The 23,332-nt window shown below is 69.0% G+C and carries 18 protein-coding genes; 16 read left to right on the forward strand and 2 right to left on the reverse strand.

Annotation, left to right across the window (positions count from 1 at the left end):
- Positions 1-23 precede the first annotated feature (23 nt).
- From BN159_RS07815 to arfA, 6 genes are all read left to right on the forward strand, one after another.
- Positions 24-1,016, forward strand: coding sequence for a LacI family DNA-binding transcriptional regulator (locus BN159_RS07815; RefSeq protein ID WP_231905702.1), 993 nt, complete (start codon positions 24-26; stop codon positions 1,014-1,016).
- A gap of 109 nt (positions 1,017-1,125) precedes the next feature.
- Complete coding sequence (locus BN159_RS07820) at positions 1,126-4,092, forward strand: glycoside hydrolase family 2 TIM barrel-domain containing protein (RefSeq protein ID WP_015656390.1); 2,967 nt, start codon at positions 1,126-1,128, stop codon at positions 4,090-4,092.
- Positions 4,093-4,159: 67 nt separating this feature from the next.
- On the forward strand, positions 4,160-5,467 hold the full coding sequence (locus BN159_RS07825) for an ABC transporter substrate-binding protein (RefSeq protein ID WP_015656391.1): 1,308 nt from the start codon (positions 4,160-4,162) through the stop codon (positions 5,465-5,467).
- A 100-nt stretch (positions 5,468-5,567) separates the two neighbouring features.
- Positions 5,568-6,548: a carbohydrate ABC transporter permease gene (locus BN159_RS07830; protein ID WP_015656392.1), complete on the forward strand. Its 981-nt coding sequence runs from the start codon at positions 5,568-5,570 to the stop codon at positions 6,546-6,548.
- Complete coding sequence (locus BN159_RS07835) at positions 6,545-7,444, forward strand: carbohydrate ABC transporter permease (protein WP_015656393.1); 900 nt, start codon at positions 6,545-6,547, stop codon at positions 7,442-7,444. Before BN159_RS07830 ends, BN159_RS07835 begins: the two co-directional genes overlap by 4 nt.
- Before the next feature lie 47 nt (positions 7,445-7,491).
- Positions 7,492-8,991, forward strand: a complete 1,500-nt coding sequence (gene arfA / locus BN159_RS07840) for an arabinosylfuranosidase ArfA (protein WP_015656394.1) — start codon at positions 7,492-7,494, stop codon at positions 8,989-8,991.
- Positions 8,992-9,128: 137 nt separating this feature from the next.
- On the opposite strand, the gene BN159_RS07845 is transcribed toward arfA, so the two are convergent.
- Positions 9,129-10,094, reverse strand: coding sequence for a LysR family transcriptional regulator (locus BN159_RS07845; RefSeq protein WP_015656395.1), 966 nt, complete (start codon positions 10,092-10,094; stop codon positions 9,129-9,131).
- A gap of 127 nt (positions 10,095-10,221) precedes the next feature.
- On the opposite strand from BN159_RS07845, the gene BN159_RS07850 reads away from it, so the two are divergent.
- Both BN159_RS07850 and BN159_RS07855 read left to right on the forward strand, forming a co-directional pair.
- On the forward strand, positions 10,222-11,331 hold the full coding sequence (locus BN159_RS07850) for a PrpF domain-containing protein (protein ID WP_015656396.1): 1,110 nt from the start codon (positions 10,222-10,224) through the stop codon (positions 11,329-11,331).
- A gap of 91 nt (positions 11,332-11,422) precedes the next feature.
- On the forward strand, positions 11,423-12,673 hold the full coding sequence (locus BN159_RS07855; RefSeq protein WP_015656397.1) for an SLC13 family permease: 1,251 nt from the start codon (positions 11,423-11,425) through the stop codon (positions 12,671-12,673).
- Positions 12,674-12,727: 54 nt separating this feature from the next.
- Here BN159_RS07855 and BN159_RS07860 read toward each other — a convergent pair whose 3' ends face one another.
- On the reverse strand, positions 12,728-14,680 hold the full coding sequence (locus BN159_RS07860) for an RICIN domain-containing protein (RefSeq protein ID WP_015656398.1): 1,953 nt from the start codon (positions 14,678-14,680) through the stop codon (positions 12,728-12,730).
- 348 nt (positions 14,681-15,028) lie between these two features.
- Here BN159_RS07860 and BN159_RS07865 point away from each other — a divergent pair, with 348 nt between their 5' ends.
- The 8 genes from BN159_RS07865 (at position 15,029) to BN159_RS07900 (ending at position 23,294) form a co-directional block, all read left to right on the forward strand.
- Positions 15,029-16,087 (forward strand): sugar ABC transporter substrate-binding protein, encoded by a 1,059-nt coding sequence (locus BN159_RS07865; RefSeq protein ID WP_015656399.1) that lies wholly within the window; start codon positions 15,029-15,031, stop codon positions 16,085-16,087.
- A gap of 46 nt (positions 16,088-16,133) precedes the next feature.
- Positions 16,134-17,699, forward strand: coding sequence for a sugar ABC transporter ATP-binding protein (locus tag BN159_RS07870; RefSeq protein WP_015656400.1), 1,566 nt, complete (start codon positions 16,134-16,136; stop codon positions 17,697-17,699).
- On the forward strand, positions 17,692-18,732 hold the full coding sequence (locus tag BN159_RS07875; protein ID WP_015656401.1) for an ABC transporter permease: 1,041 nt from the start codon (positions 17,692-17,694) through the stop codon (positions 18,730-18,732). The genes BN159_RS07870 and BN159_RS07875 overlap by 8 nt, the downstream gene beginning before the upstream one ends.
- 92 nt (positions 18,733-18,824) lie before the next feature.
- Entirely contained in the window at positions 18,825-20,150 is a 1,326-nt protein-coding gene (locus BN159_RS07880; protein ID WP_015656402.1) for an L-fuconate dehydratase, read from the forward strand.
- Positions 20,143-21,021 carry an amidohydrolase family protein gene (locus BN159_RS07885; protein WP_041818943.1) on the forward strand — a complete coding sequence of 293 codons (879 nt, stop codon included), beginning with the start codon at positions 20,143-20,145 and terminating at the stop codon, positions 21,019-21,021. The genes BN159_RS07880 and BN159_RS07885 overlap by 8 nt, the downstream gene beginning before the upstream one ends.
- Positions 21,022-21,034: 13 nt before the next feature.
- Complete coding sequence (locus BN159_RS07890) at positions 21,035-21,472, forward strand: RbsD/FucU domain-containing protein (protein ID WP_015656404.1); 438 nt, start codon at positions 21,035-21,037, stop codon at positions 21,470-21,472.
- The gene (locus BN159_RS07895) at positions 21,469-22,536 is read left to right on the forward strand and encodes a zinc-dependent alcohol dehydrogenase (RefSeq protein ID WP_015656405.1); all 1,068 of its coding nucleotides are present in this window, start codon (positions 21,469-21,471) and stop codon (positions 22,534-22,536) included. The genes BN159_RS07890 and BN159_RS07895 overlap by 4 nt, the downstream gene beginning before the upstream one ends.
- Positions 22,533-23,294, forward strand: coding sequence for an SDR family oxidoreductase (locus BN159_RS07900; protein WP_015656406.1), 762 nt, complete (start codon positions 22,533-22,535; stop codon positions 23,292-23,294). Before BN159_RS07895 ends, BN159_RS07900 begins: the two co-directional genes overlap by 4 nt.
- The last annotated feature ends 38 nt before the right edge of the window (positions 23,295-23,332 follow it).

The raw sequence follows: 23,332 nt of genomic DNA on the forward strand, positions 1-23,332 counted from the left end.
TTCGGGGAGACTACGTGGTGACGATGGCGGATGTGGCCGCGCGGGCAGGGGTCACCAAACAGACCGTCTCCAATGTGGTTTCGGGCAAGAAGGTGCGCCCGGAGACCCTGGTGAAGGTGAACAAGGCCATCGCCGAACTCGGCTACAAGCCGAACCTGGTGGCGCGCTCGCTACGCACGGGCAGCACGTCGACGGTGGGCCTGTTCGTTCCCTCGGTGGCCAACGCGTTCTATTCGGAGGTGGTCGAGGAGGTCGAGAACCTCCTGGTCGGCCACGGATACAACCTGTTGCTCGCCACGACGCGCGACGATCCCGACTACACCCGGGCCCACCTGGAGAACCTCACGGCACGCTCGGTGGACGCACTCCTTGTCGCCGGGGACAACGGCGTCGAACAGCACCTCCCGATGCTCGCCGCGGCCAACTTCCCTGTCGCGCTGTTCGCTTGGGAGGGCGATCCGCCGACCACGCTGCCGGTGGTGTCCATCGACTACCAGCACGCAGGGTTTCTGGCCGGGTGCCATCTGCGGGATCTCGGCCACCGCAACGTCGCGGTGATCGCCGACCTTCCCGCACACACGCCGCGCGTCGCGGGGTTGCGCAGGGCGTTCGCCGCCGACGGTCTGGACGACCGCAAGGTGTTCGCGTGCACCAGCGACGACGCCGCCGGCGGCTTCGCCGCGGCCTGCGCGGCCCTTGAGGCGGATCCGGACCTGACGGCGATCTTCGCCACCCACGACGTGCTGGCCATCGGCGCCATAGAAGCGGTGGTCCGCTCCGGTCGGCGGGTCCCCGACGACGTCAGCGTCGTCGGCTTCGACGACATCGCCCAAGTAGGGCGGATCCGGCCGGCATTGACCACGGTCACCTTCCCCAAGCGCGAGATGGCCCAGCAGGCCGTCGAACTGCTGCTGCGAGCCGTCGATACGGGCAGGCCGCCGACCAATGTCGTATCTCTGCTGCGCCCGACCTTGACCGTCCGCGACAGCAGCGGGCCCGCCCGGGGCAATCGCTAGGCGCCCGGCACTGCCTCACCTGCCACGGCACACCCATGACTTGCCGACGCAATCAATTCCGGCCATCTCCCGCCACCACGGGGCAGCTTGAGAGGAAACACCTTCACTGATGAACGACCTCGACCCCAACGCCTACGTCGAAGACCGGTCGCCGGGCACCGGACGGCTGCGGCCACGCGCCGCGTTCGCTTCCGACCTGCCCACGCTCGCGCTCGACGGCGACTGGAGATTCAGGCTGGCGTCGGGGCTGGACGACCTCACCGGGGACTTCTCCGCACCGCACTTCGACGACACCGCCTGGGACCTGCTCGCCGTGCCGTCCTGCTGGCAGATGAGCGGCCTGCCCGGCGAACCACGCTACGGCGCCCCGGCTTACACCAACATCGCGTACCCGTTCCCGGTCGACCCGCCACGGGTGCCTCGGCAGAACCCGACCGGCGAGTACCGCCGCGAGTTCAATGTTCCCGACGGCTTCCCGGCATCGGCCGCGGTGCTCCGGTTCGAGGGCGTCGACTCCGCGTTCGCGGTGTGGCTGAACGGCGTTCGGCTCGGTGACGGCAAGGGCAGCCGCGTGACCACCGAGTTCGACGTCTCCGCCGCGTTGCGGCCCGGCAGGAACGTACTCGCGGTCCGCGTGCACCAGTGGTCGTCCGGCAGCTACCTGGAAGACCAGGACATGTGGTGGCTGTCCGGGATCTTCCGGTCGGTGTCCGTAGCCGCACGCGGTGTCGAGGACTTCTTCGTACGCGCCACCTTTGACCACACCACCGGGCAGGGCACCCTGGCCGTCGACGTCACCGCCCCGTGCGGGGCGCTGCTATCGGTGCCCGAACTCGGCATATCCGGCGCCGATCCGGCCGGCCCGTACGTGATCGACTCCGTCGAGCCCTGGTCGGACGAGCAGCCGCGCCTGTACGCAGGGGAACTTGTCTCCGACGCCGGAGAGCGGATACCGCTGCGCATCGGCTTCCGCACCGTGGCCGTCGTGGACGGCGTGCTCACCGTCAACGGCAGGCCGATCTCGCTGCGGGGCGTCAACCGCCACGAATGGCATCCGCTGACGGGGCGAACCCTGACCGAGGACACCATGGTGACCGATGTGCTGCTCATGAAGCAGCACAACATCAACGCGGTGCGCACCAGCCACTACCCGCCCGACCACCGTTTCCTGGACCTGTGCGACGAGCACGGCCTGTGGGTGTTCTGCGAAGGCGACCTCGAGACGCACGGCTTTGAACCTGACAACTGGCACCGCAATCCCAGCAACGACCCCGCGTGGCGCGAGGCGTACCTGGACCGGACGGCTCGGCTGGTGGAGCGCGACAAGAACCACCCCTCGGTCATCGTCTGGTCGCTGGGCAACGAGTCCGGCACCGGCGCCAATCTGGCCGCCGCGGCCGCCTGGATCCGGCAGCGCGACGACAGCCGGCTGATCCACTACGAGGGCGACTTCGCGAGCTGCGCGTACGTCGACCTGTACTCCCGCATGTACATCGGTGTGGACGAGCTGGCCGCCATCGGACGCGGCCAGGAGGCACCGACGGCCGATCCGGCCGACGACGCGCACCGCCGCGCCCTGCCGTTCGTGCTGTGCGAGTACGGGCACGCCATGGGCACCGGCCCCGGCGGTCTTTCCGAGTACCAGCAGGTCATCGAGGCGCATCCGCGTCTGGCTGGCGGATTCATCTGGGAGTGGCTCGACCACGGGATCGCCCGGCGCACCGAGGACCAGGAGCCCCGCGCGTTCTACGCCTACGGCGGCGACTTCGGCGAGGAGGTCCACGACGGCGCCTTCGTGGCCGACGGGCTGCTCTTTCCCGACCGCACGCCGTCGCCGGGTCTGGTCGAGTACAAGAAGGTCATCGAGCCGATACGGATCCACGTCGACCCGGCGGCGCGGCAGTTCAGCGTGCACAACCTGCACCACGTCCGCGACAGCGGCTACTTGGACTTCCGGTGGAGCGTCGAGGACCGCGGCGATCCGGTGGGCTCCGGCGACCTGAAGGTGCCCACGACCGCTCCGGGCGCGACGACCACCGTCGAATGGCCCGCGGAGGTCGCCGCCGCGCTCGATGCGGCGCGCGAGAACGGCTCCGGCGGCGAGGTGTGGCTGTCCGTGACCGCGGTGCTCGTCGCCGACGAGTCCTGGGCCGGGGCCGGTCACGAGATCGCCTGGGCGCAGGGGCTTGCCGTGGCCCCGGCCTCGTGCTCCGTCCCCTCACCGTCGGCGCCGGCGCTCGCCCACGACGGCCACGTCACCCTGGGACCCGCGCAATTCGACGCCCGCAGCGGGGAGTTGATCCGGCTCGGCGGCCTGGAACTCGGCGGACCCAGGCTGGACATCTGGCGTGCCCCTATCGACAACGACCTGCTCAACGCGTTCGGCGAGCCGCAGATCACCGCCTGGCTCGACGCCGGACTGCACCGGATGCGACACGAGGTCCTGAGCGTCGAGCCCGACACGCAAGGGCTCACGGTCACCGCCCGGCTCGCCGCCGCCGGGTCCTCCGCGGCGCTCGGCGTGGTCTACCGCTGGTCGGTCGGCGACGGACCGGACGCGGGCCAGGGCCGGCTCCGGCTGGAGTGCACCGTCACTCCTGACGGGGCCTGGTCGGTGCCGCTGCCCCGGCTGGGGATCGCGCTGTCACTGCCGGGCACCGACGCCGAGGTCGAGTGGTTCGGCCTGGGTCCCGGCGAGGCGTACCGCGACTCCCGCAACGCCGTACGCGTCGGCCGTTATCGGTCGACGGTCTCGGCGATGCAGACCCCCTATGTGCGTCCGCAGGAGAACGGCAACCGCCACCAAGTACGCCGCGCCGAGATCACCACCGCGGTCGGCACCCTGCGCCTCACGGGCGACCCGGTCATCGACCTGACCGTGCGTCCGTGGAGCACCGCGGCCCTGGCCGCCGCGGCCCACCAGCATGACCTGGTCGGCGACGGCCGAATCCATCTCCACCTCGACCATGCGCACCACGGCCTCGGCAGCGCGTCCTGCGGGCCGGGTCCCTCGGCATCGGACGTCCTGGCCGCGGTCCCGACGGTGTTCCGCGTCGAGTTCAGCACCGGTCGGTAGGCGGGCCTGGCCGCCCGCCCACCGACAGTCCAGCAAGTCAGTCCCCATCACGAAGGGTTTCCCTCACATGGACCGCACCACCATACGCACCCGCAGGCTCCTGGCGCTCGCTACCGCGTCCGTCATGGCATTCGGCGTCGGCGCGTGCAGCGACGACAAGAAGAACTCCGCCGGGGAATCGGGCCAAAGCGGGCCGGTGAAGATGGAGTTCTGGGGCTGGGCCGGCTACGAGAAGATCGTCGACCAGTGGAACGCCGCCCACCCGGACATCAAGATCACCTTCAGGAAGATCCCGTCGGGCCCCAAGGGCGGCTACACCCAGATCAGCAACGCGCTCACCGCGGGCGATGGCCCATGCCTGGCCCAGATCGAGTACCAGAACATCCCGTCGATGCTCGTGAAGAACACGCTCATGGACATCACGGAGTACGCAAGCGACGGCATGGACAAGTACGTCCCGTCGGCCGGCGCCTTCTCCAGCGTCGGCGGCAAGGTCTACGGGGTTCCGGTGGATGTCGGCCCGATGGTCCTCTTCTACCGCAAGGACCTGTTCGCCAAGTACGGCATCAGCAAGCCGTCGGCCACCTGGGCCGACTACAAGGCCGACGCAGAGAAGGTCAAGGCAGCAGACCCCACTGTGAAGTTCGGCACCGTGCTCGGTGGCGGCGACGCTTTGGCGTCTTTCACCCTGCAGACCGGTCAGTCCTGGTACTCGACCAAGGGGGACAGCTGGACCGTCAGCATCGACAACCCCGGCACCCGCAAGGTCGCCGCCTACTGGCAGGACCTGAAGGACCAGGGGCTGACAGCGAAGCACGGCAGCGCCTGGGACCCGCAGTTCAACAAGGCCTCCGAAAACGGCAAGGTGCTGACGTTCGTCGCCCCGGCCTGGGCCGCCGGTGGTATCAAGTCGGACCTGAAGGGCCAGGCCGGCAAGTGGCGGGTCGCCCCGATGCCGACCTGGGAGGCCGGCGACGGCACCAGCGCCAGCGGCGGCGGATCGGCCACCTCGGTGATGACCGGGTGCAAGACGCCCCGCGAAGCAGTGCAGTTCGCCGATTTTCTGTCCAGTGACCCGCAAGCCGTGAAGACGGGCGTCGAAACCGGTCTCTACCCGGCGTCGAAGGCCGGACAGGACGACCCGTTGCTCGCGGGCGGTGACCCGTTCTTCGGCGGCCAGAAGGTCGGTGACGTGTACAAGGCCTCCGCCTCAGGGGTGCCCAGCACCTGGACCAACGGCCCGACCTTCCAGCAGGTCGAGACGGACTTCACCGCCGCCATCGGCAAGGGCACGCTGCCGGAGGCGGTCACCAAGGTCCAGGCCTCGACGGTCGCCGCGATCAAGCAGCTCGGCTTGTCGGTGACCAACGGCTGAGGCGGCACGACTCCAGCCGCTCCGAAGGATTCCCGCGGCCGCCCGTACCCGGCGCCGCGGGAATCCGCTCCCTGACGACGAACCGCCCAGCGAGGTTTCCATGAGCAGTGCAAGCAGCACCCGGACCGCGTCACCCCCGCGGCCGACGCCCGCGGCCACCCGCCGCGTCACCCCCGCCGGCCGGCCGCGGCGCGCCAGCCTGCGCAGCGCGTTGACCGCGTCGGGTTTCCTGGCGCCGTTCGCGGTCCTCTTCCTGACCATGATGGTCGCGCCGATCGGCTACGCGATCTACCAGAGCTTCTTCACCATCCGCCGCGCCGGGCTGTTCGGCGGTGCGCAGACAACTGAGTTCGCGGGCCTGTCCAACTACGCCGACGCCCTCAGCGACCACGAATTCCTCGCGTCGATCGGCCGGGTCGCGCTGTTCGGCTGCGTCCAGGTCCCGTTCATGCTCGGCCTGGCCCTGCTGCTCGCGCTCCTCCTGGACTCCCGCTCGGCACGGCTGCGCAAGACCTTCCGGCTCACGTTCTTCCTGCCGTATGCGCTGCCGGGCGCGATCGCCGCGCTGATGTGGTCCTACCTCCTGGTCAAAGACCTCTCGCCGTTCACCGAACCGCTGTCCCACCTCGGCATCCACACCGACTTCCTGTCCGCGCCGTGGGTTCCGGTCTCGATCGGAAACATGATCACGTGGGGCTGGACCGGCTACAACATGCTGATCATCTACTCCGCGCTGCAGACGATCCCGTCCGAGGTGATGGAGGCCGCCGCGCTCGACGGCTGCACCGGATGGCGCCTGGCGTGGGCGGTGAAGATCCCGCTGGTGCGTCCCGCGCTGGTGCTGACCACGGTCTTCTCCATCATCGGGACGGCGCAGATGTACACCGAGCCGGCAATCCTGGTCGCCGCGCGCCTACCGGGCGTCGACCCGAAGTTCTCCCCGATCATGAACACGACCGTGAACATGGACGTGGGCGGCCAGAATCTGGCCGCCGCCCAGTCCGTCGTCCTCGCCTTGATCACCCTCGTGCTCTCGCTCGGATTCCTCAAGTACAACCAGCGCAAGGGAGCGATGGCATGAGCGTGATTTCGGCCGGCCGACCCACCCGGCCCGCCCGACCGGCCACGCCCGCCCGCCGCAATGGCATCGACATGGCCAGCAAGACCGTCGTCAACGGCGTACTGGGCCTGATGGCCCTGTACACGCTGATCCCGCTGTGGTGGCTGTTCGTCTCCTCGACCAAGGAATCGGGCTACCTCGACACCGGTCAGCCCCTGTGGTTCTCTCACTTCGACCTGGTCACCAACATCAGGAACGTCTTCAGCTTCGAGGACGGCATCTTCCCCACCTGGCTCGCCAACAGCGCGCTGTACAGCCTCGTCGGCGCCAGTGTCGGAACCCTGCTGTCCGCGATGGCCGGCTACGCGCTGTCCAAGTTCCGCTTCCGCGGCCGCGAAGGCGTGTTCAACGTCATCCTCGCCTCGGTGCTCATTCCGGCGCCGATGTTCGCCCTGCCGTTGTTCCTGCTCATGGCCAAGGTCGACATCACCAACACCTACTGGTCGGTGCTGCTGCCCTGTTGCGTCAGCCCGTTCGGCGTCTACCTGTGCCGGATCTTCGCCTCGGCGTCCGTCCCGGACGAACTCCTCGAAGCCGCACGCCTCGACGGAGCAGGTGAACGGCGCACCTTCTTCCGGATCGCCCTGCCGCTGATGTCACCGGCCCTGGTCACCGTCTTCCTGTTCCAGTTCGTCGGCATCTGGAACAACTACCTGCTGCCCGCGCTCATGCTCAACACCCCCTCCCTGCAGCCCGTCACGGTGGGCTTGGTGCAGTGGCGCGCGGAGCGGGCCAGCGGCGTGCCGACGCTGATACCGATCACCGGTGCGTTCCTGTCGCTGATCCCGCTGCTCGTCGCCTTCGTCTGTCTCCAGCGGTTCTGGCGCCAGGGCCTGACCGCAGGGGCCGTCAAGTAAACGCGCTCGCCGCCCCCTCCCCTCTTGAACTGCAAAGGACCACCGCAATGCCGCGCGCCCACGTCATCCTCGACAGGCAGGCCGTCATCGCCCCTGTCCGTCGCCGCACCTTCGGCTCTTTCGTCGAACACCTCGGCCGCTGCGTGTACACCGGGCTCTACGAGCCGGACCATCCGACCGCGAACGAGGACGGGTTCCGTATGGACGTCGTCGAGCTCGTCAGAGAGCTGGGCACCAAAACCGTGCGCTACCCCGGCGGCAACTTCGTGTCCGGTTTCCGCTGGGAGGACTCGGTCGGGCCACGCGAGACGCGACCGGTGCGGCGCGACCTCGCCTGGCATTCGCTGGAGTCGAACCAGGTCGGCCTGGACGAGTTCGCCCGCTGGCTCAAGCTCACCGACTCCGAGATGATGCTCGCGGTCAACCTCGGCACACGCGGCATCCTGCCCGCCCTCGACCTGCTCGAATACGCCAACCACCCCTCCGGTACGGAGCTTTCGGACCTGCGCATCGCCAACGGCACGCCGCACCCGCACAACATCCGCATGTGGTGCCTCGGCAACGAGATGGACGGGTCCTGGCAGACCGGTTTCCTGAACGCCGAGGACTACGGCAAGCTCGCCGCCCGTACCGCCGCCGCCATGAAGATGGCCGACAAGGACCTCGAACTCGTGGTCTGCGGCTCCTCCAACTCCGGGATGCCGACCTTCGGCGACTGGGAGCGCACGGTGCTCGAGCACACCTACGAGCACGTCGACTACGTCTCCTGCCACGCCTATTACCAGGAGCACGACGGCGACCTCGGCTCCTTCCTGGCCTCGGCGATGGACATGGACTACTTCATCGACACCGTCGTCGCGACCGCCGATCACGTGGGCTACAAGAAGCGCACCAAGAAGAAGATCAATATCTCGTTCGACGAGTGGAACGTCTGGTACCAGAAGGAGTTCGCCGAGTCCGACGAGGTCAACGACGAGTGGCGGCACGCCCCGCGCCAGTTGGAGGACGTCTACTCGGTGGCGGACGCCGTCGTCGTCGGCAATCTGCTGATGACGCTGCTCAAGCACAGCGACCGCGTCACCTCGGCCTCGCTCGCCCAACTCGTCAACGTCATCGCACCGATCATGACCGAGCCCGGTGGCCCGGCCTGGCGGCAGACCACCTTCTACCCGTTCTCGATCACCAGCCGGCTTGCTTCCGGCGAGGTGATCCGACCCGTCATCGAGACGCCGACGTACACCACGGCACACCACGGCGAGGCATCCGTCGTCGACGCCGTCGCCACCGTCGACGAGGACCGGGCCGCGGTCTTCCTCGTCCACCGCGGGCTTACGCAGGCCACTCAGGTCACGATCGATGTACGCAGCCTCGGCTCCGCACGGATTCTGGAGGCGGTCACACTCGCCGACAAGGACGCGTACGCGAAGAACACCCTCGCCGAGCAGAACCGCGTGACCCCGCACACGAACCCGAGCGCGATCCTGTCCGACGGACAGCTCAGCATCGAGCTGCCGCCGGTGTCGTGGACCGCGATCGCGCTGGGCTGAGGACAGCATCCACATGACGGCAGCCCTGGTGCTGCCCGCCCCGGCCTGCTGACACTGCAGCGCCGGCAGGGCGACTGGGCCGGTCCGAGCTCCCCCTCGGACCGGCCCAGTCGTACGGCGCGTGATGACGCGACGGATCAGCGCCCCCGCACCGCACCCAGCTGCGCACGGCCGAGTCCGGGGTCGGTGAAGGTCCGCGCGACCGTGTGCAGCACGCGGGCCATCGCCTGGGCCGCCGGGGTGCCGGCGCGCCGGGCCGGAGCGGCCAGGAGGATCCTGCGGACCGGGGGCGCGGCGCCGGACGCCTTGTCATGGGCCAGCGGCAGCAGCCGTACGTCACTGCGCCGGTTGGTCAGCGCAAGGCGCGGCGCGAGGGCGAGGCCAAGACCCGCGGCGACCATCGCCTGCGCCTCCTGGTAGTCGTGGGAGGCGTAGGCGATGCGCGGTTCGAAACCCGCCTGGCGGCAGGCCCGTCGGAGCACGTCCGCCACCGGGTGGTTCTCGGCACGGATGATCCACTCCTGGTCCGCGAGGTCGGACAGGGGCACCTCCGCCGAGTCGATCAGCGGCGAACTCGCCGGAACGACGAGGACCGTGGGGTCTTCGAGCAGCGGCGTGAGGATCAACTGGTCGTCGTCGACGCGGTTCCAGTCGTAGTCCCACAGCAGCGAGAGCTCGACTTCACCGGTGTGCAGCATCTCCTGGAGCTGGGCCAGCACTCCGGCGCGTACGACGGTGCGCACCTGCGGATGGGAGCGGCGGAAACGGGTCAGGGCCGGCGGCAGCAGCGAGGCACTGGCCGTAGGGAAGGAACCGAGGGTCACGACGCCTCGGTCGACGTGCCGGAACGCCTCCAAGTCAGCTTCCGCGGCCTGGAGTTCACGCCGGACCGCACGGCCACGCTCGGCCAGCGCGGCACCTGCTGCGGTGGCGCGTACGCCGCGCGGCAGTCGCTCGATCAGCGGCTGCCCGACCTCGCGCTCGAGCAGGGACATCTGCTGGGAAGCGGCCGACGTGGTCATGGACAGCGCCTCGGCCGCGGCCGTGAGCGAGCCGCGCTCGGCGACCTCGGCGAGCAGCAGCAAGCGGCGGACATTGAGCATTCAGTGAGTTTAGAACAGCTTAACCATCCTCAAGAAATCAGACATTGTGCTCAAGGGAACGGCTCTGCGAAAGTCTCCGGAACGCGGCGGCCCCGCACCCGCCGCGCCGAGAGAAGGACGCTCTGACATGCACGTTCCCGCAACCCTGGTACGCGGCGGCACCAGCAAGTGCTGGCTCTTCGCCCAGGTGCACATGCCCGCCGATCGCGATCGGATCGAGCGCGTTCTCGTCGACGCGTACGGCGCGACGGATCCCGTTCAGCTCGACGGCGTCGGCGGTGCGACCCCCACGACGTCGAAGGCGGCCGTGGTCGGCCCCAGCGCTCGCGACGGCGTCGACATCGACTACCTCTTCGCCCAGGTCGGCATTGGAACCGGCACGGTCGAATGGGGCAGCAACTGCGGCAACTGCGCGACAGCCATCGCCCTTTACGCGGTGGCCGAGGGCCTGGTGCCGATCAAGGGCGACCGCACCTGTGTGGTCATGCGCAACACCAATACGGGTGCCGTCCTCGAAGCCGAAGTGGACACCCCGGGCGGCCGGGTCCAGGAGTTCGGGGACCGTACGGTCCCGGGCACGCTGGCCGGCGGTGTACCGGTCGGGCTGACCTTCCGCTCCCCCGCGGGCGCGGCGACGGGCCGCCTGCTGCCGACCGGCCTTCCGTCCGAACAACTCCCGGTCGGTGAGCGGTCAGCGGCCGTGAGCATGGTGGACGCCGGAGCGCCGGTGGCCCTGGTGGACGCGGCGCACACCGGTAGGACCGGAGCCGAGACACTGGAGCAGCTTCGCGAAGAGGTGACCTGGCTGCGCAAGGTGCGACAGGCCGCCGCGATCCGCATGGGACTGGCCGCACCCGGTGCGGTGCCCGTCGACGCGGTCCCGAAAGTGGGACTCGTCGGCCCGCCCGTCCCCTACACCACCACCCTCGGCGAGGCGGTGGCCGCGGACGCATACGACGTGTCCGTACGGATGCTGTCGATGAACTCCCCGCACCCTGCCATCGGCCTCACCTCGGCGGTCGCCATGGCCGCCGCCAACCTCGTCGAGGGCACCGTGGTGGCCCAGGCGTCCACCGCCGCCGGCCGCGGCGTCCTGCGCATCGGCACCCCGGCCGGTGTGCTGACGGTGGAGTCCTTCGGCCCCGGGCCGGACCGCGTCACCGTCGCGCGGGCAGCGCGCGTGCTGTGCCAGGCGCGCATCCTCGTACGCGATCCCGCGCTGCCGGCCGCTGCCTGACGTCTCCGCCGCGCCCTCCCGGTGAACCGCAGTCACCGGGCGTTCCCACCTGCCCATGCAGGACAAACCACGCAGGACTAAGAGGACAATGATGTCTCCTGAGCTGATCTCCGTCGGCGCACTGCTCGTCATGTTCGTCGTCGGCACCGTCCTGCCGATCAACATCGGCATCCTGGCCTTCGTCGCCTCGTTCGCGGTCGGCACGACCGCGTTGAACATGACGGAGGATCAGATATTCGAGGGCTTCCCCGTGGAGCTCTTCCTGACCATCGTCGGCGTCACCTATCTGTTCGCGGTCGCCCGCCGCAACGGCACCGTCGATCTACTGGTCTCGGCCGGCGTCCGGCTCGTACGCGGCAGAACCGCTTTGATTCCCTGGGTGCTGTTCCTGCTGGCAGGGGTACTGACCGCCCTTGGCACCTTCACGCCCGCCGCGGTGGCGATCCTGGTGCCCATCGCGATGAACTTCGCCTTCCGCTACCGGATCAACCCGCTGATGATCGGAATGATGGTGATCAGCGGCGCACACGCCGGCGCCTTCTCGCCGATGGCCGTCTCGGGTGCACTGGTGCTCGGCATGGTCGAGGACACCGAACTGTCCGTGACCCCGGCGACCCTGTTCCTCGCCAGCTTCCTCGTCAATCTCCTGCTCTCACTGCTCACCTTCGCGGCCTTGCGTCACCGGCCCATGGCCGGGGCGGCGGACGCTGCCGCCGCAGACTCGGCGGACGACTCGGCGTCGGAACGGGCCACCGTGCACCAGTGGGCCACCCTGGCCGCCCTCGCGGTCCTCGTCGTGTGCGCCCTCGGCTTCCAGATGAAGATCGGCGTACTCGCTCTGGCGGCCGGTGCGCTCCTGGCTCTCATGGACATGAAGCGCCAGGAGAAGGCCGTGGACGGCATCAGCTGGCACACCCTGCTCCTGGTCGGCGGCATGATGACCTACATCGCGATGCTGGAGCACGCGGGAATCATCGAGAAGATCTCCGAGCACGCGGCGGGTTTCGGGACACCGCTGCTCGTGGCCCTGCTGCTCTGTTTCACGGTCGCCGTCACCTCGGCCTTCGCCTCCTCGACCGCGATCCTGACCGCGATCATCCCGATCGCCGTTCCGCTGCTGCTGACCAGCCACCTCAGCGCCACCGGGCTGATCGCCGCCCTCGCCGTCTCCACGACCATCGTCGACGTCTCCCCGTTCTCCACCAACGGAGCGCTGGTGCTGAGCAACGTACGAGGAGTGGACCGACGCGCGTTCTACCGCCAGATCATCGGCTACACCTGCGGCATCGTCGCGGCGGGGCCGGTGGTGGCCTGGGGTGCACTCGTGCTGCCCTGGTCCTGACGGCGGGGAACTGGCGTATGGGGCTCCGCCGACGCGGCGGAGCCCCATGTGCCGTCACAGCGCGATGATCTGCCACTGCTGCCGAGGCAGTGCCGCGTACGGCTGTTGTTCGATGGCCGCGCCGTCGGCGGTGCTCCCCTCGTCGACGGCGAGGCAGAGGCCGCTGTAGCGGTTGATGAGGAAGTAGTAGCCGTCGCCGGTGGGTGTGACGGCCCAGTGCTGTTGAGGTGCGTCGGCGTCCGACCAGATGCCGACGGTGCCGCCGTCGGCGCGGGAGAGCGCCGAGACCTCCATCAGCTTGCCGCTGCCCACGCCCTTGATCTCGTAGTAGCCGTCGCCGGTGGAGGCGAAGGTCCACTTCTGGTTGTTCGCGGTACGCCACGGCCACTGGATGACGCTGGTGTTGTTCGCGGTGCCCCCGGCCTTCACGTCGGCGACCTTGCCGCTGTGCCGGGCGACGAGCCGGTAGGCGGTGCCGTCGCCGGGCAGCGTGGTGGACACCAGGGCCGGCTTGGCCGTCCGGCCGCCGATATGGACGCCGCCCATGTTGGCGTAGCCGCCGGCGGCCGTGTTCGCCTGGAGCCGTACGAAGCCGGCGGTGCGGGCGGGCCATTCGGCCACCTTCGTGGCGCGGTCGGCGGTCCAGGTGCCGGTGGCGACCTGGGTGAAGTTCGTGCCGTCGGTGCTGGTGGAGATGGTGTACGAGGTGATGTCCCCGTCGGTGGTGTTGGAGCGATTCCACTGCTTGGGCAGGTACTCCAGGGTGGAGATATTGCTCCACACGCCGCCGAGGTCGATCGTGATCGAGTGCGGCAGGGCCGACGAGAGGCCCCAAGTGGACCAGCAGGTCTCGTAGTTGCGGTCACTCAGGCCGTCGATGGCGTTCAGCGGGCCCTCGCCCGTGCGGAATCCGGTCGCGTACGCGCTGACGGGCGTCACCGGATGTTCGGCACGCAGCAGCTGCCGCGGCAGCGGTGGCCGCGAGAGGTCGGGGCTCCAGGCCGCCCCGACCTCGGCGAGCCGGTTGACGATGTTGGTGTCCAGCCTGCCGTCGCGGTTGGGCGGGCAGTTGAGGATGAACGAGGTGTACTTCGGTTCCAGGTCCGCCAGGTGGGACAGGATCGCGTCCTTGCTCATCGGGTTGTCGGTCGCTGTCCTCGGATGCCAGAACCAGCCCCAACTGATCGTCTGCCCCTGGGTGGCGGCATAGGTGTTCCCGGCCGGCGCGGAGACGCTCAACGGCTCCTCGAAATAGATCGCGTCACCCAGGAAAGGAACCGACAGCGCGCCGTGGTCGATCATGACGATGTCCGGCTGGAGGGACTTCACGTGCTCGCGGATGCGCTGGTACGAGACGGCCTGCTGCCCCATCTGCCACCCGTAGCCGTCGGTGACGAGCATGTCGATGGTGCCGTAGTTGGTGAGCAGTTCGGTGAGCTGGCCGAGGATGAAGGTCAAGTCGGACGGCTGGATGGCATCGGTGATCTCGAGTCCGGACACCTTGTGCCGGCTTTCCCACGCCTCGACGCCGTAGGTGCGGTCCCATATCGAGTAGTAGAACCCGACCCTCAGTCCCTTGGCCCGGAAGGCGTCGCAGTAGGCCTTCACCACGTCCTGCTTGTAGCCGCTGTTCGCGACGTTCTGGGTGCCATAGGCGCTCGGCCACAGGGCGAAGCCGTCATGGTGCTTGGTCGTGAGGATGCCGTAACTCATCTTCGCCGCCGCGGCGGCGGCCGCCCACTGCGCACAGTCCACCGCCGTGGGGGCGAAGCGGGCGGGGTCCTGGTTCGGGGCGGCCCACTCCTCGTTGGTGAAGGTGCCCATGCTGAAGTGGTTGAACATGCCGAAACGCATGTCCACCAACTTCTCCAGGTTGGTCTGGGGGTCTGCGGCAGCCGCCTGCGCCACAAAGGGCGACAGCGCGGGGAGAGTTGGCAGGGCGGTCGCGGCAACGGCGGCGCCCGCGGCACCCAGCAGGGTGCGACGGGACAGTCTTCCTGAGGACATGGGTGTACTCCCTGTGTGGGTGGCTTTCATTGCGGCGGTGCGGCGAATCGGAGGCAGCAGCCCGAGGCCGTGCGGTCTCCGGACCGTCAGGCGCGGCATTCCCGGTGAGCTCTGAGGCGCCGGATGTTACGCATGAAGTTCGATGACGTAACCGCCCCGTGTCAACGGGTAAGTGGATGAAAGTTGCTTGGGCCGAGCGCAGTTGAGGCAGTTTCGCCACGTAAAGAAATGATTCATCCCGCATGAGACATGCCATGTTTCATGGCAGCACCCGCCTCACCTCTGGCCCCTACGCATCACGGGATGCGCATCATTCCCCCGCTTCGGGACCAGCGCGAGGAACTCACGATGAGACTGAGAAACGCCCTCTGCTCCACCGTCGCCGCCCTGTCCGCCCTGGCGCTGCTCAGCGCCTGCACCGACTCCGGCACGACGGCGTCCGGTGGCGGAACGCTGGTCGGTGTCGACTACCCGCGTTCCGACACCGACTTCTGGAACTCGTACATCAAGTACACGCCGGAGTACGCCAAGGACCTCGGCCTCTCCCTCAAGACCACCAACTCGCAGAACGACGTGGCCAAGCTCACGGCCAACGCGCAGACGTTCATCAGCCAGGGCGTCAAGGGCCTCGCGATGGCCCCGCAGGACACCGCGGCCATCGCGCCGACCCTGGCGCAGCTGGAGGCGAAGAAGATCCCCGTCGTCACCGTCGACACCCGGCCCGACAGCGGAAAGGTCTACATGGTCGTACGCGCCGACAACCGCGCGTACGGCGAGAAGGCCTGCCAGTACCTCGGTACGAAGCTGGGCGGCAAGGGCAAGGTCGTGATGCTCCAAGGGGATCTGGGTTCCATCAACGGCCGTGACCGCACCGAGGCGTTCAACGACTGCATGAAGAAGGACTACCCCGGCATCACCGTGTTCGGCGAGGCCACCAACTGGGACGGCGCGGTTGCCGCGCAGAAGCTCCAGACCCGTCTGACGCAGCACCCGGACATCAAGGGCGTGTACATGCAGTCCAGCTTCGCCCTGTCCGGCACCCTCCAAGTCCTCAAGCAGAAGAAGCTGTTGGTGGACCCGAAGAACGACAAGCACGTCTTCGTCGTGTCCAACGACGGCATTCCGGAGGAGCTGAAGTCCATCGCCGCCGGGAAGATCGACGCCACGGTCTCCCAGCCGGCCGACCTCTACGCCAAGTACGCCCTGTACTACCTCAAGGCCGCGATCGACGGAAAGACCTTCAAGCCGGGCAAGACCGATCACGACAGCACCATCATCCAGGTCCGCGACGGGGTGCTCGAGGATCAGCTGTCCGCCCCGCTCGTCACCGCCGACGGCGCCGCTTACGGCGGTGTGCCCAGCCTGAAGAGCGACGACAAGTCGCTGTGGGGCAACAACCTCGGCTGATCTGCCCTTTCGGCATCCAACGACCCACGAGTACAAGGCGGTTGTGATGAGCGACGGGGAGCGTACGGTCAGCCCCGCACCCGCTCCGGCGGACGACGGGCGGTCCCCCTCGGGCCCGCCTGTCGTCGAGGCGGCGGGCATAGTCAAACGATTCGGTCCCACGGTGGCCCTCGACGGCGCCGGGATCACCATCAGTCCCGGCGAGACCCATGCGCTCGTCGGCCGCAACGGAGCCGGCAAGTCGACCCTCGTATCGGTCCTCACCGGTCTGCAGGCCCCCGACGAGGGATCGGTCACCTTCGGCGGCAGTCCCGCGCCACGGCTCTCGGACCGCGACGCCTGGCGACAGCGCGTGGCCTGCGTCTACCAGAAGTCGACGATCATTCCCGCGCTGACCGTCGCCGAGAACCTCTTCTTGAACCGGCACGACCACGGCCGCAGCGGGCTGATCCGCTGGCAAGGGGTACGGCGGCGGGCTCAGGAGCTCCTGTCCACCTGGTCGGTGGACGTCGACCCGCAGACCCCGGCCGGCGATCTGAGCGTGGAGCAGCGGCAGTTCGTGGAGATCGCCCGGGCGCTGTCCTTCGGCGCCCGGTTCATCATCCTCGACGAACCGACCGCGCAGCTCGACGCGGCGGCGATCAACCGGCTCTTCGACCGCATCCGCGACCTGCAGCGCCAGGGCGTGACCTTCCTGTTCATCAGCCACCACCTCCAAGAGGTCTACGAGATCTGCGACATGGTGACGGTGTTCCGCGACGCCCGGCACATCGTGACCGCCCCGGTCGCGGAGCTTCCCCGTACCGAGCTGGTCGCCGCCATGACCGGCGAGGCGGCGATCGACCAGCTGCAGGATCGCGCGAGCACTCTCGATGTTGCCGCCACTCCCGCGCTGACCGTCAAGGCCCTGTGCAGTGACGACACTTACGGTGACATCACCTTCCGGGTGGGCGCCGGGGAGATCATCGGCCTTGCCGGAGCTGCCGGGAGCGGGCGCACCGAGGTCGCCGAGACCGTCATGGGGCTTCGGACCGCGGCGGCGGGCGAGGTGGAGATCGCCGGGAGTCGGCCCAGGCCGGGCAGTGTGCCCGCGGCGCTCGCCGCCGGCGCCGGGTTCGTCCCCCAGGACCGGCATCATCAGGGCTTCGTACCGGAGATGTCGATCGCGGACAACGCCACGCTGTCCGTTCCGCACCGGCTCGGCAAGAACGGCTTCCTCAGCCGCGACCGCAAGGACCGGCTCGCCGACAACATGATCGAGAAGTTGGCGATCAAGACCCCGGGTCCCGAACTGCCCGTCTCGGCGCTGTCCGGGGGTAACCAGCAGAAGGTCGTCATGGCCCGCGCCCTGGCCGACGATCCGAAGCTGCTTGTACTGATCAATCCGACCGCAGGTGTGGACGTGCGCTCCAAGGAGTTCCTCCTCGGCAAGGTCGAGGAGACCGCCGCAACCGGCACCGGAGTGCTCATCGCCTCCGACGAACTCGACGACCTGCGCATGTGCGACCGGGTCCTGGTGATGTTCCAGGGCCGTGTGACCTCAGAGATCGCCCGCGGCTGGCACGACCACGAACTCGTGGCCGCGATGGAAGGAGTGGACCTCAATGCCTGACACCGTCCTCGCGGACACGCCCGCACCCACCGCCGAACCTGCGGCCAAGCGCGCCGCGCTGCTCGGCGGGCGCATACCCCTGGCCCGGCTGCGCGACCTCGCACTGGTCCCCGCGATCATCGTGATCGCCGTCGTCGGGCAGATTGTCAACCCGATCTTCCTTCAGGCCGACAACCTCATCAACGTCCTGCAGACCATGTCCGAGATCGCCCTGCTTGTGCTCGCCCAGACGATGGTCCTGATCGTCAAGAAGATGGACCTGTCGCTGGAATCCACCATGGGCCTCGCGCCCGGCGTCGCGGCCTGGCTGATCGTGGCGCCCGGCACCGGCCCCGGACTGGGACTCGTCCCCGGTGCCTGGTCGATTCCGTTGACCCTCGCGGTGGGCGCGCTGATCGGGGTGGTCAACGCCCTGCTGATCATCCGTTTCGGCCTGAACGGCTTCATCGTCACCCTCGGCATGCTGATCGTGCTGCGCGGTGTGCTGACCGGCATCTCCGGCGGCCAGACGTTCTTCCAGCTGCCGGAGTCGATGCTCTACCTGGGCTCCGCCCAGTGGTTCGGGATGCCGGCCTCCATCTGGCTCTGCCTTGCGCTGTTCGCCGCCGCCATCGTCGTCCTCGGCTGGACCAGCTTCGGCCGCTCCCTCTACGCCATCGGCGGCAACGTCGACGCCGCGAAGGCGGCCGGCATCCGCACCGACCGGGTGCTGTGGATCGTCATCGTCACCGCCAGCGTGCTCGCCGCCCTCGCCGGACTGCTGCTGTCCGGGCGCCTGGCCTCCGTGGCCTCCGCGCAGGGCGACGGCTACATCTTCACCGTGTTCGCCGCCGCCGTGATCGGCGGGATCAGCCTGAACGGCGGCAAGGGAACGATGTTCGGCGCGTTCTGCGGCATCCTGCTGCTCTTCATGATCCAGAACGTGCTCACTCTGGGCGGCGTCCCGGCCCAGTGGATCGGCGCCCTCAACGGCCTGATCATCCTCGTTGCCCTCGCCATCTCGCGCATCACGGGCGGCAAGGTCCAGGAGTGACCCGGGCGGCCGTCGCCGGCCGCCGACCGCGCCGCCTTCACGTCTCATCGCAAGGGGATCGATTCCCCTGTGCTCTCACAGGAGTTGCCGTCATGTCCTCCATCCTGCCCTCATCCGCCCGTATCACCGCCCTGGACGTCCTGGACGTGCGGTTCCCCACCTCCGAGCACCTTGACGGTTCGGACGCCATGAACCCCGAACCCGACTACTCCGCCGCCTACGTCGTGCTGCGTACCGATGCCGGCGACGGTCTCGAGGGCCACGCTCTGGCCTTCACCACCGGCCGCGGCAACGACGTGCAGGCCGCCGCGATCGCCGCTCTCGCCCCGCACGTGGTCGGCCTGTCCGTCGAGGAGGTCTGCGCCGACCTCGGATCCTTCTCCCGCTCCCTCGTACACGATCCCCAACTGCGCTGGCTGGGCCCCGAGAAGGGCGTCATCCACATGGCCACGGGTGCCGTCGTGAATGCGGCCTGGGACCTCGCGGCCAAGCGCGCCGGCAAACCCGTGTGGCGCTTCCTCGGTGAGATGTCGCCGGAGGAACTGGTCGCGCAGGTCGACTTCCGCTGGCTCAGCGACGCGCTCACCCCCGAAGAGGCCCTGGACATCCTGCGCCGCGCCGAATCCGGCCGCGCACTGCGCATCGGCCACCTGCTCGACAAGGGGTACCCCGCCTACACCACCACCCCCGGCTGGCTCGGCTACTCGGACGAGAAGCTGGCCCGGCTGGCCCGCGAGGCCGTCGCCGACGGTTTCACCCAGATCAAGCTCAAGGTCGGCGCCTCCCTGGAGGACGACATACGGCGCATGCGCACCGCGCGCGAGACGGTCGGTGAAGGTTTCCGTATCGCCGTCGACGCGAACCAGAGATGGGACGTGCAGGACGCGATCGACTGGATGCGCGCCCTGGCACCGTACGACCCGTACTGGATCGAGGAGCCCACCTCGCCCGACGACATCCTGGGCCACGCCGCCGTCCGCAGGGCCGTCGGACCGATCAAGGTCGCCACCGGAGAGCACATCGCCAACCGGGTCGTGTTCAAGCAGCTGTTGCAGGCCGGGGCGGTGGACATCGTGCAGATCGACTCCGCGCGGGTCGGCGGCGTCAACGAGAACATCGCGATCCTGCTGCTCGCCGCGAAGTTCGGCATCCCGGTCTGCCCGCACGCCGGCGGTGTGGGCCTGTGCGAGATGGTGCAGCACCTGTCGATGTTCGACTACGTCGCCGTCTCCGGCACCATCGAGGACCGCGTCATCGAGTACGTCGACCACCTCCACGAGCACTTCGTGGACCCCGTCCGCATCACCGACGGGCACTACCTCGCGCCGGCCCTGCCGGGGCTGAGCGCACAGATGCACCCGGACTCGGTCAAGGAGTACGCCTACCCCGACGGCCCCGTCTGGGCCGCCCGTGTCTGACGTCCAGGGCCTCGTGGACGCGCACCACCATGTGTGGGACCTGGACATCCGGCCGCAGGCCTGGCTGGACGAACCCGGGCTCCAGGCCATCCGACGCACTTTCAGCACCGCCGACCTGCGCACGGCGGCGACCGCGAGCGTCGCGGGTCGACGGCTGGAGCGCACCGTACTGGTCCAGTGCGTGCCCTCGGTCGACGAGACGCGCGAGTTCCTCGCCCTGGCCGAGCAGGCCCCGCTGGTCGGAGCGGTCGTCGGCTGGGCGGATCTCACGTCCCCGGCGATCGGCGACGCACTCGACGCACTGCGCGCCGGAGCCGGCGGCAGGTACCTGCGGGCCGTACGGCACCTCGTCCAGGGCGAAGATGATCCCGCGTGGCTGCAACGGCCGTCCGTCGAGCGGGGTTTGCAAGCAGTGGCCGAACGCGGGCTCGGATACGACCTGTTGATCCGCAGCCACCAGTTGCCTCAGGCGATCCGCCTGGCCGAGCGTCTCCCTGCCCTTCCCCTGGTCCTCGACCACGCCGGCAAACCACCCCTAGCCCGACGCGACCTGGACGAGTGGGAGCGGGGCGTTCGGCGGCTGGCCTCGCATCCCCAGGTCCGGTGCAAGGTGTCGGGCCTGGTCACCGAGGCCGACCACGTGAAGTGGACGACCACCGACATCCGCCCGGTGTGGGAAGTCCTCCTGGACGCTTTCGGCGCCGACCGGCTGATGTTCGGCTCCGACTGGCCGGTCTGTGTCCTCGCCGGCGGCTGGAACCGCTGGGCGTACGCCGTCGAGGAACTCCTGGCCGGCTGCTCCGCCGCCGAGACCGGGGCGGTCCTCTCCGGCAGCGCCACCGCCTTCTACCGGCTCGAGCCCACCCGATGAGAGGAGACAGCCGATGCTGCTGACCGAACTCCTGCACCCCGGCATCCTTGAAGCGCTGGCCGGCGCCGGGCACGGAGCCCGTGTCCTGCTCGCCGACGGCCACTATCCGGCGAGTACGGCCACCGGTGAGCGGGCCCGAACCGTCCATCTCAACCTGGCGCCGGGCCTGCTGGATGTGACCACCGTGCTCGACGTCCTGCTGCGGGCGCTGCCCGTGGAGTCGGCGCACGTCATGGTGCCGCCCGAGGGCGAGCCGGAGCCGCCCGCCATCGCCGAGTACCGCTCAATGCTGGCACCCGTGCCGGTCGACACGCTCGGCCGCTTCGAGTTCTACGACGCCGCCCGCTCCCCCGACTTGGCGCTCGCCATCGTCACCGCCGACACCCGCACCTACGCCAACCTGCTGCTCACCATCGGCGTCCGCGCTGAAGGGACCTGGAAGACACCATGACACTCGCAGTCCGCTATCTCGCCGCCCGCACCCTGGACACCGCACCCGCCGAGACCCCGCCACTCGGCCCCGGTGAGGTGGAGCTGGCCCCCGCCTACGTCGGTATCTGCGGCACCGATCTGCACATCTTCCACGGCGACATGGACACCCGGGTCGCCGTGCCCGCCGTCCTGGGACACGAAATGTCCGGCCTGATCCTCCGGGTCGGTCCAGGCGTGGCGGACTGGGCACCCGGCGACCCGGTCACCGTGATGCCGCTGCGCTGGGACGACACCTGCCCCGCCTGCCGGGCCGGACACCAACACGTCTGCCAGCACCTCGACTTCATCGGCATCGACTCCCCGGGCGCGATGCAGCAGCGCTGGACCGTACCCGCCACGACCCTCGTACGGCTGCCGGGCTCCCTCTCCCTGGACCACGCCGCGCTCGTGGAGCCCACCGCAGTGGCCGTCCACGACGTCGGCCGGGCACAGGTCACCGACGGCGAGAAGATCGTCGTGGTCGGCGGCGGGCCGGTCGGCGTGCTGATCGCACTGGTCGCGCGGGCCACCGGAGCCGACGTCCGAGTGGTCGAACTGAGCGCCCACCGACGGTTGCTGGCCGAGGAGTTGGGGCTGACCACCTGGGATCCGGCCGCCGACAACGTGCCCGAGCTGGTCCGGCAGTGGACCGGCGACGCCGGCGCGGACGTCGCCTTCGAAGTCTCCGGCGCGCAAGGCGGCGTGGACACCGCCATCGACGTGCTCGGCGTGCGGGGGCGGCTGTGCCTGGTCGCCATCCACCCCCGCCCGCGCGAGGTGAACCTGCACCGCTTCTTCTGGCGTGAACTCACCCTCGTCGGCGCCCGGTTGTACGACCGCTCCGACTTCGAGCACGCGGTCACCCTGGTCGCCGACGGCACAATCCCCGCCGACCGGCTGATCAGCAAGGTCGTCCCCCTCACCCAGGCGCCCGCCGCGTTCGAGGCCCTGGAGGGCGGCGGCGACGTGATGAAGATCCTCCTCGACTGCACCGACACCACCGACCACGGCGACAGCGACCACGCCCAGGGAGCCGCCGTATGACCGCCTTCGACCTCACCGGAAAACTCGCCGTCGTCACCGGAGCCCGCCGCGGTATCGGCCGTGCCATGGCCCGCGCCCTCGCCGAAGCCGGGGCCGACATCATCGGCGTCAGCGCGAACCTGGAGGAATCCGGCAGCGACATAGAGAAGTACGTCACCGCCACAGGCCGCACCTTCGAAGCCATCCGCACCGACTTCGCCGACCCCGAGGCCGTACGGGCCCTCGGCACCGACCTCGCCAGACGCGAACGCCCCGTGGACATCCTCGTCAACAACGCCGGCACCATCCGCCGCACCCCGGCCGCCCAGCACACCGACGCCGACTGGGACCTGGTCCTCCAGGTCAACCTCAACGCCCAATTCGCCCTCACCCGCGCGGTGGGCGCGTCGATGGTGGCCCGCGGCCACGGCAAAGTCATCTTCACCGCCTCGCTGCTCAGCTACCAAGGCGGCATCACCGTCCCCGGCTACACCGCCGCCAAGCACGGCATCACCGGACTCACCAAAGCCCTCGCCAACGAATGGGCACCCCACGGCGTCAACGTCAACGCCATCGCCCCCGGCTACATCGCCACCGACAACACCCAAGCCCTCCAGGACGACCCCATCCGCAGCAACGCCATCCTCGACCGCATCCCCGCCGCACGCTGGGGCACCGCCGACGACCTCGCCGGCGCCACCGTCTTCCTCGCCTCCGACGCCGCCGCCTACATCCACGGCACCACCCTGCCCGTCGACGGCGGATGGCTCGGCCGATGAGCGACGGCCGCTCCGCTCTCCGTGCCGACCGGAACCGT

The organism is Streptomyces davaonensis JCM 4913, assembly GCF_000349325.1.
Lineage (GTDB): Bacteria > Actinomycetota > Actinomycetes > Streptomycetales > Streptomycetaceae > Streptomyces > Streptomyces davaonensis.

What these genes read in the sequence shown, in the direction of transcription:
- BN159_RS07865 (WP_015656399.1), top strand. Translation starts at nt 15,029, where the DNA reads ATGAGACTGAGAAACGCCCTCTGCTCCACCGTCGCCGCCCTGTCCGCC.
- BN159_RS07835 (WP_015656393.1), top strand. Translation starts at nt 6,545, where the DNA reads ATGAGCGTGATTTCGGCCGGCCGACCCACCCGGCCCGCCCGACCGGCC.
- BN159_RS07850 (WP_015656396.1), top strand. Translation starts at nt 10,222, where the DNA reads ATGCACGTTCCCGCAACCCTGGTACGCGGCGGCACCAGCAAGTGCTGG.
- BN159_RS07860 (WP_015656398.1), bottom strand. Translation starts at nt 14,680, where the DNA reads ATGTCCTCAGGAAGACTGTCCCGTCGCACCCTGCTGGGTGCCGCGGGC.
- BN159_RS07875 (WP_015656401.1), top strand. Translation starts at nt 17,692, where the DNA reads ATGCCTGACACCGTCCTCGCGGACACGCCCGCACCCACCGCCGAACCT.
- BN159_RS07900 (WP_015656406.1), top strand. Translation starts at nt 22,533, where the DNA reads ATGACCGCCTTCGACCTCACCGGAAAACTCGCCGTCGTCACCGGAGCC.
- BN159_RS07895 (WP_015656405.1), top strand. Translation starts at nt 21,469, where the DNA reads ATGACACTCGCAGTCCGCTATCTCGCCGCCCGCACCCTGGACACCGCA.
- BN159_RS07815 (WP_231905702.1), top strand. Translation starts at nt 24, where the DNA reads ATGGCGGATGTGGCCGCGCGGGCAGGGGTCACCAAACAGACCGTCTCC.
- BN159_RS07880 (WP_015656402.1), top strand. Translation starts at nt 18,825, where the DNA reads ATGTCCTCCATCCTGCCCTCATCCGCCCGTATCACCGCCCTGGACGTC.
- BN159_RS07870 (WP_015656400.1), top strand. Translation starts at nt 16,134, where the DNA reads ATGAGCGACGGGGAGCGTACGGTCAGCCCCGCACCCGCTCCGGCGGAC.
- BN159_RS07855 (WP_015656397.1), top strand. Translation starts at nt 11,423, where the DNA reads ATGTCTCCTGAGCTGATCTCCGTCGGCGCACTGCTCGTCATGTTCGTC.
- arfA (WP_015656394.1), top strand. Translation starts at nt 7,492, where the DNA reads ATGCCGCGCGCCCACGTCATCCTCGACAGGCAGGCCGTCATCGCCCCT.
- BN159_RS07830 (WP_015656392.1), top strand. Translation starts at nt 5,568, where the DNA reads ATGAGCAGTGCAAGCAGCACCCGGACCGCGTCACCCCCGCGGCCGACG.
- BN159_RS07825 (WP_015656391.1), top strand. Translation starts at nt 4,160, where the DNA reads ATGGACCGCACCACCATACGCACCCGCAGGCTCCTGGCGCTCGCTACC.
- BN159_RS07820 (WP_015656390.1), top strand. Translation starts at nt 1,126, where the DNA reads ATGAACGACCTCGACCCCAACGCCTACGTCGAAGACCGGTCGCCGGGC.
- BN159_RS07845 (WP_015656395.1), bottom strand. Translation starts at nt 10,094, where the DNA reads ATGCTCAATGTCCGCCGCTTGCTGCTGCTCGCCGAGGTCGCCGAGCGC.
- BN159_RS07890 (WP_015656404.1), top strand. Translation starts at nt 21,035, where the DNA reads ATGCTGCTGACCGAACTCCTGCACCCCGGCATCCTTGAAGCGCTGGCC.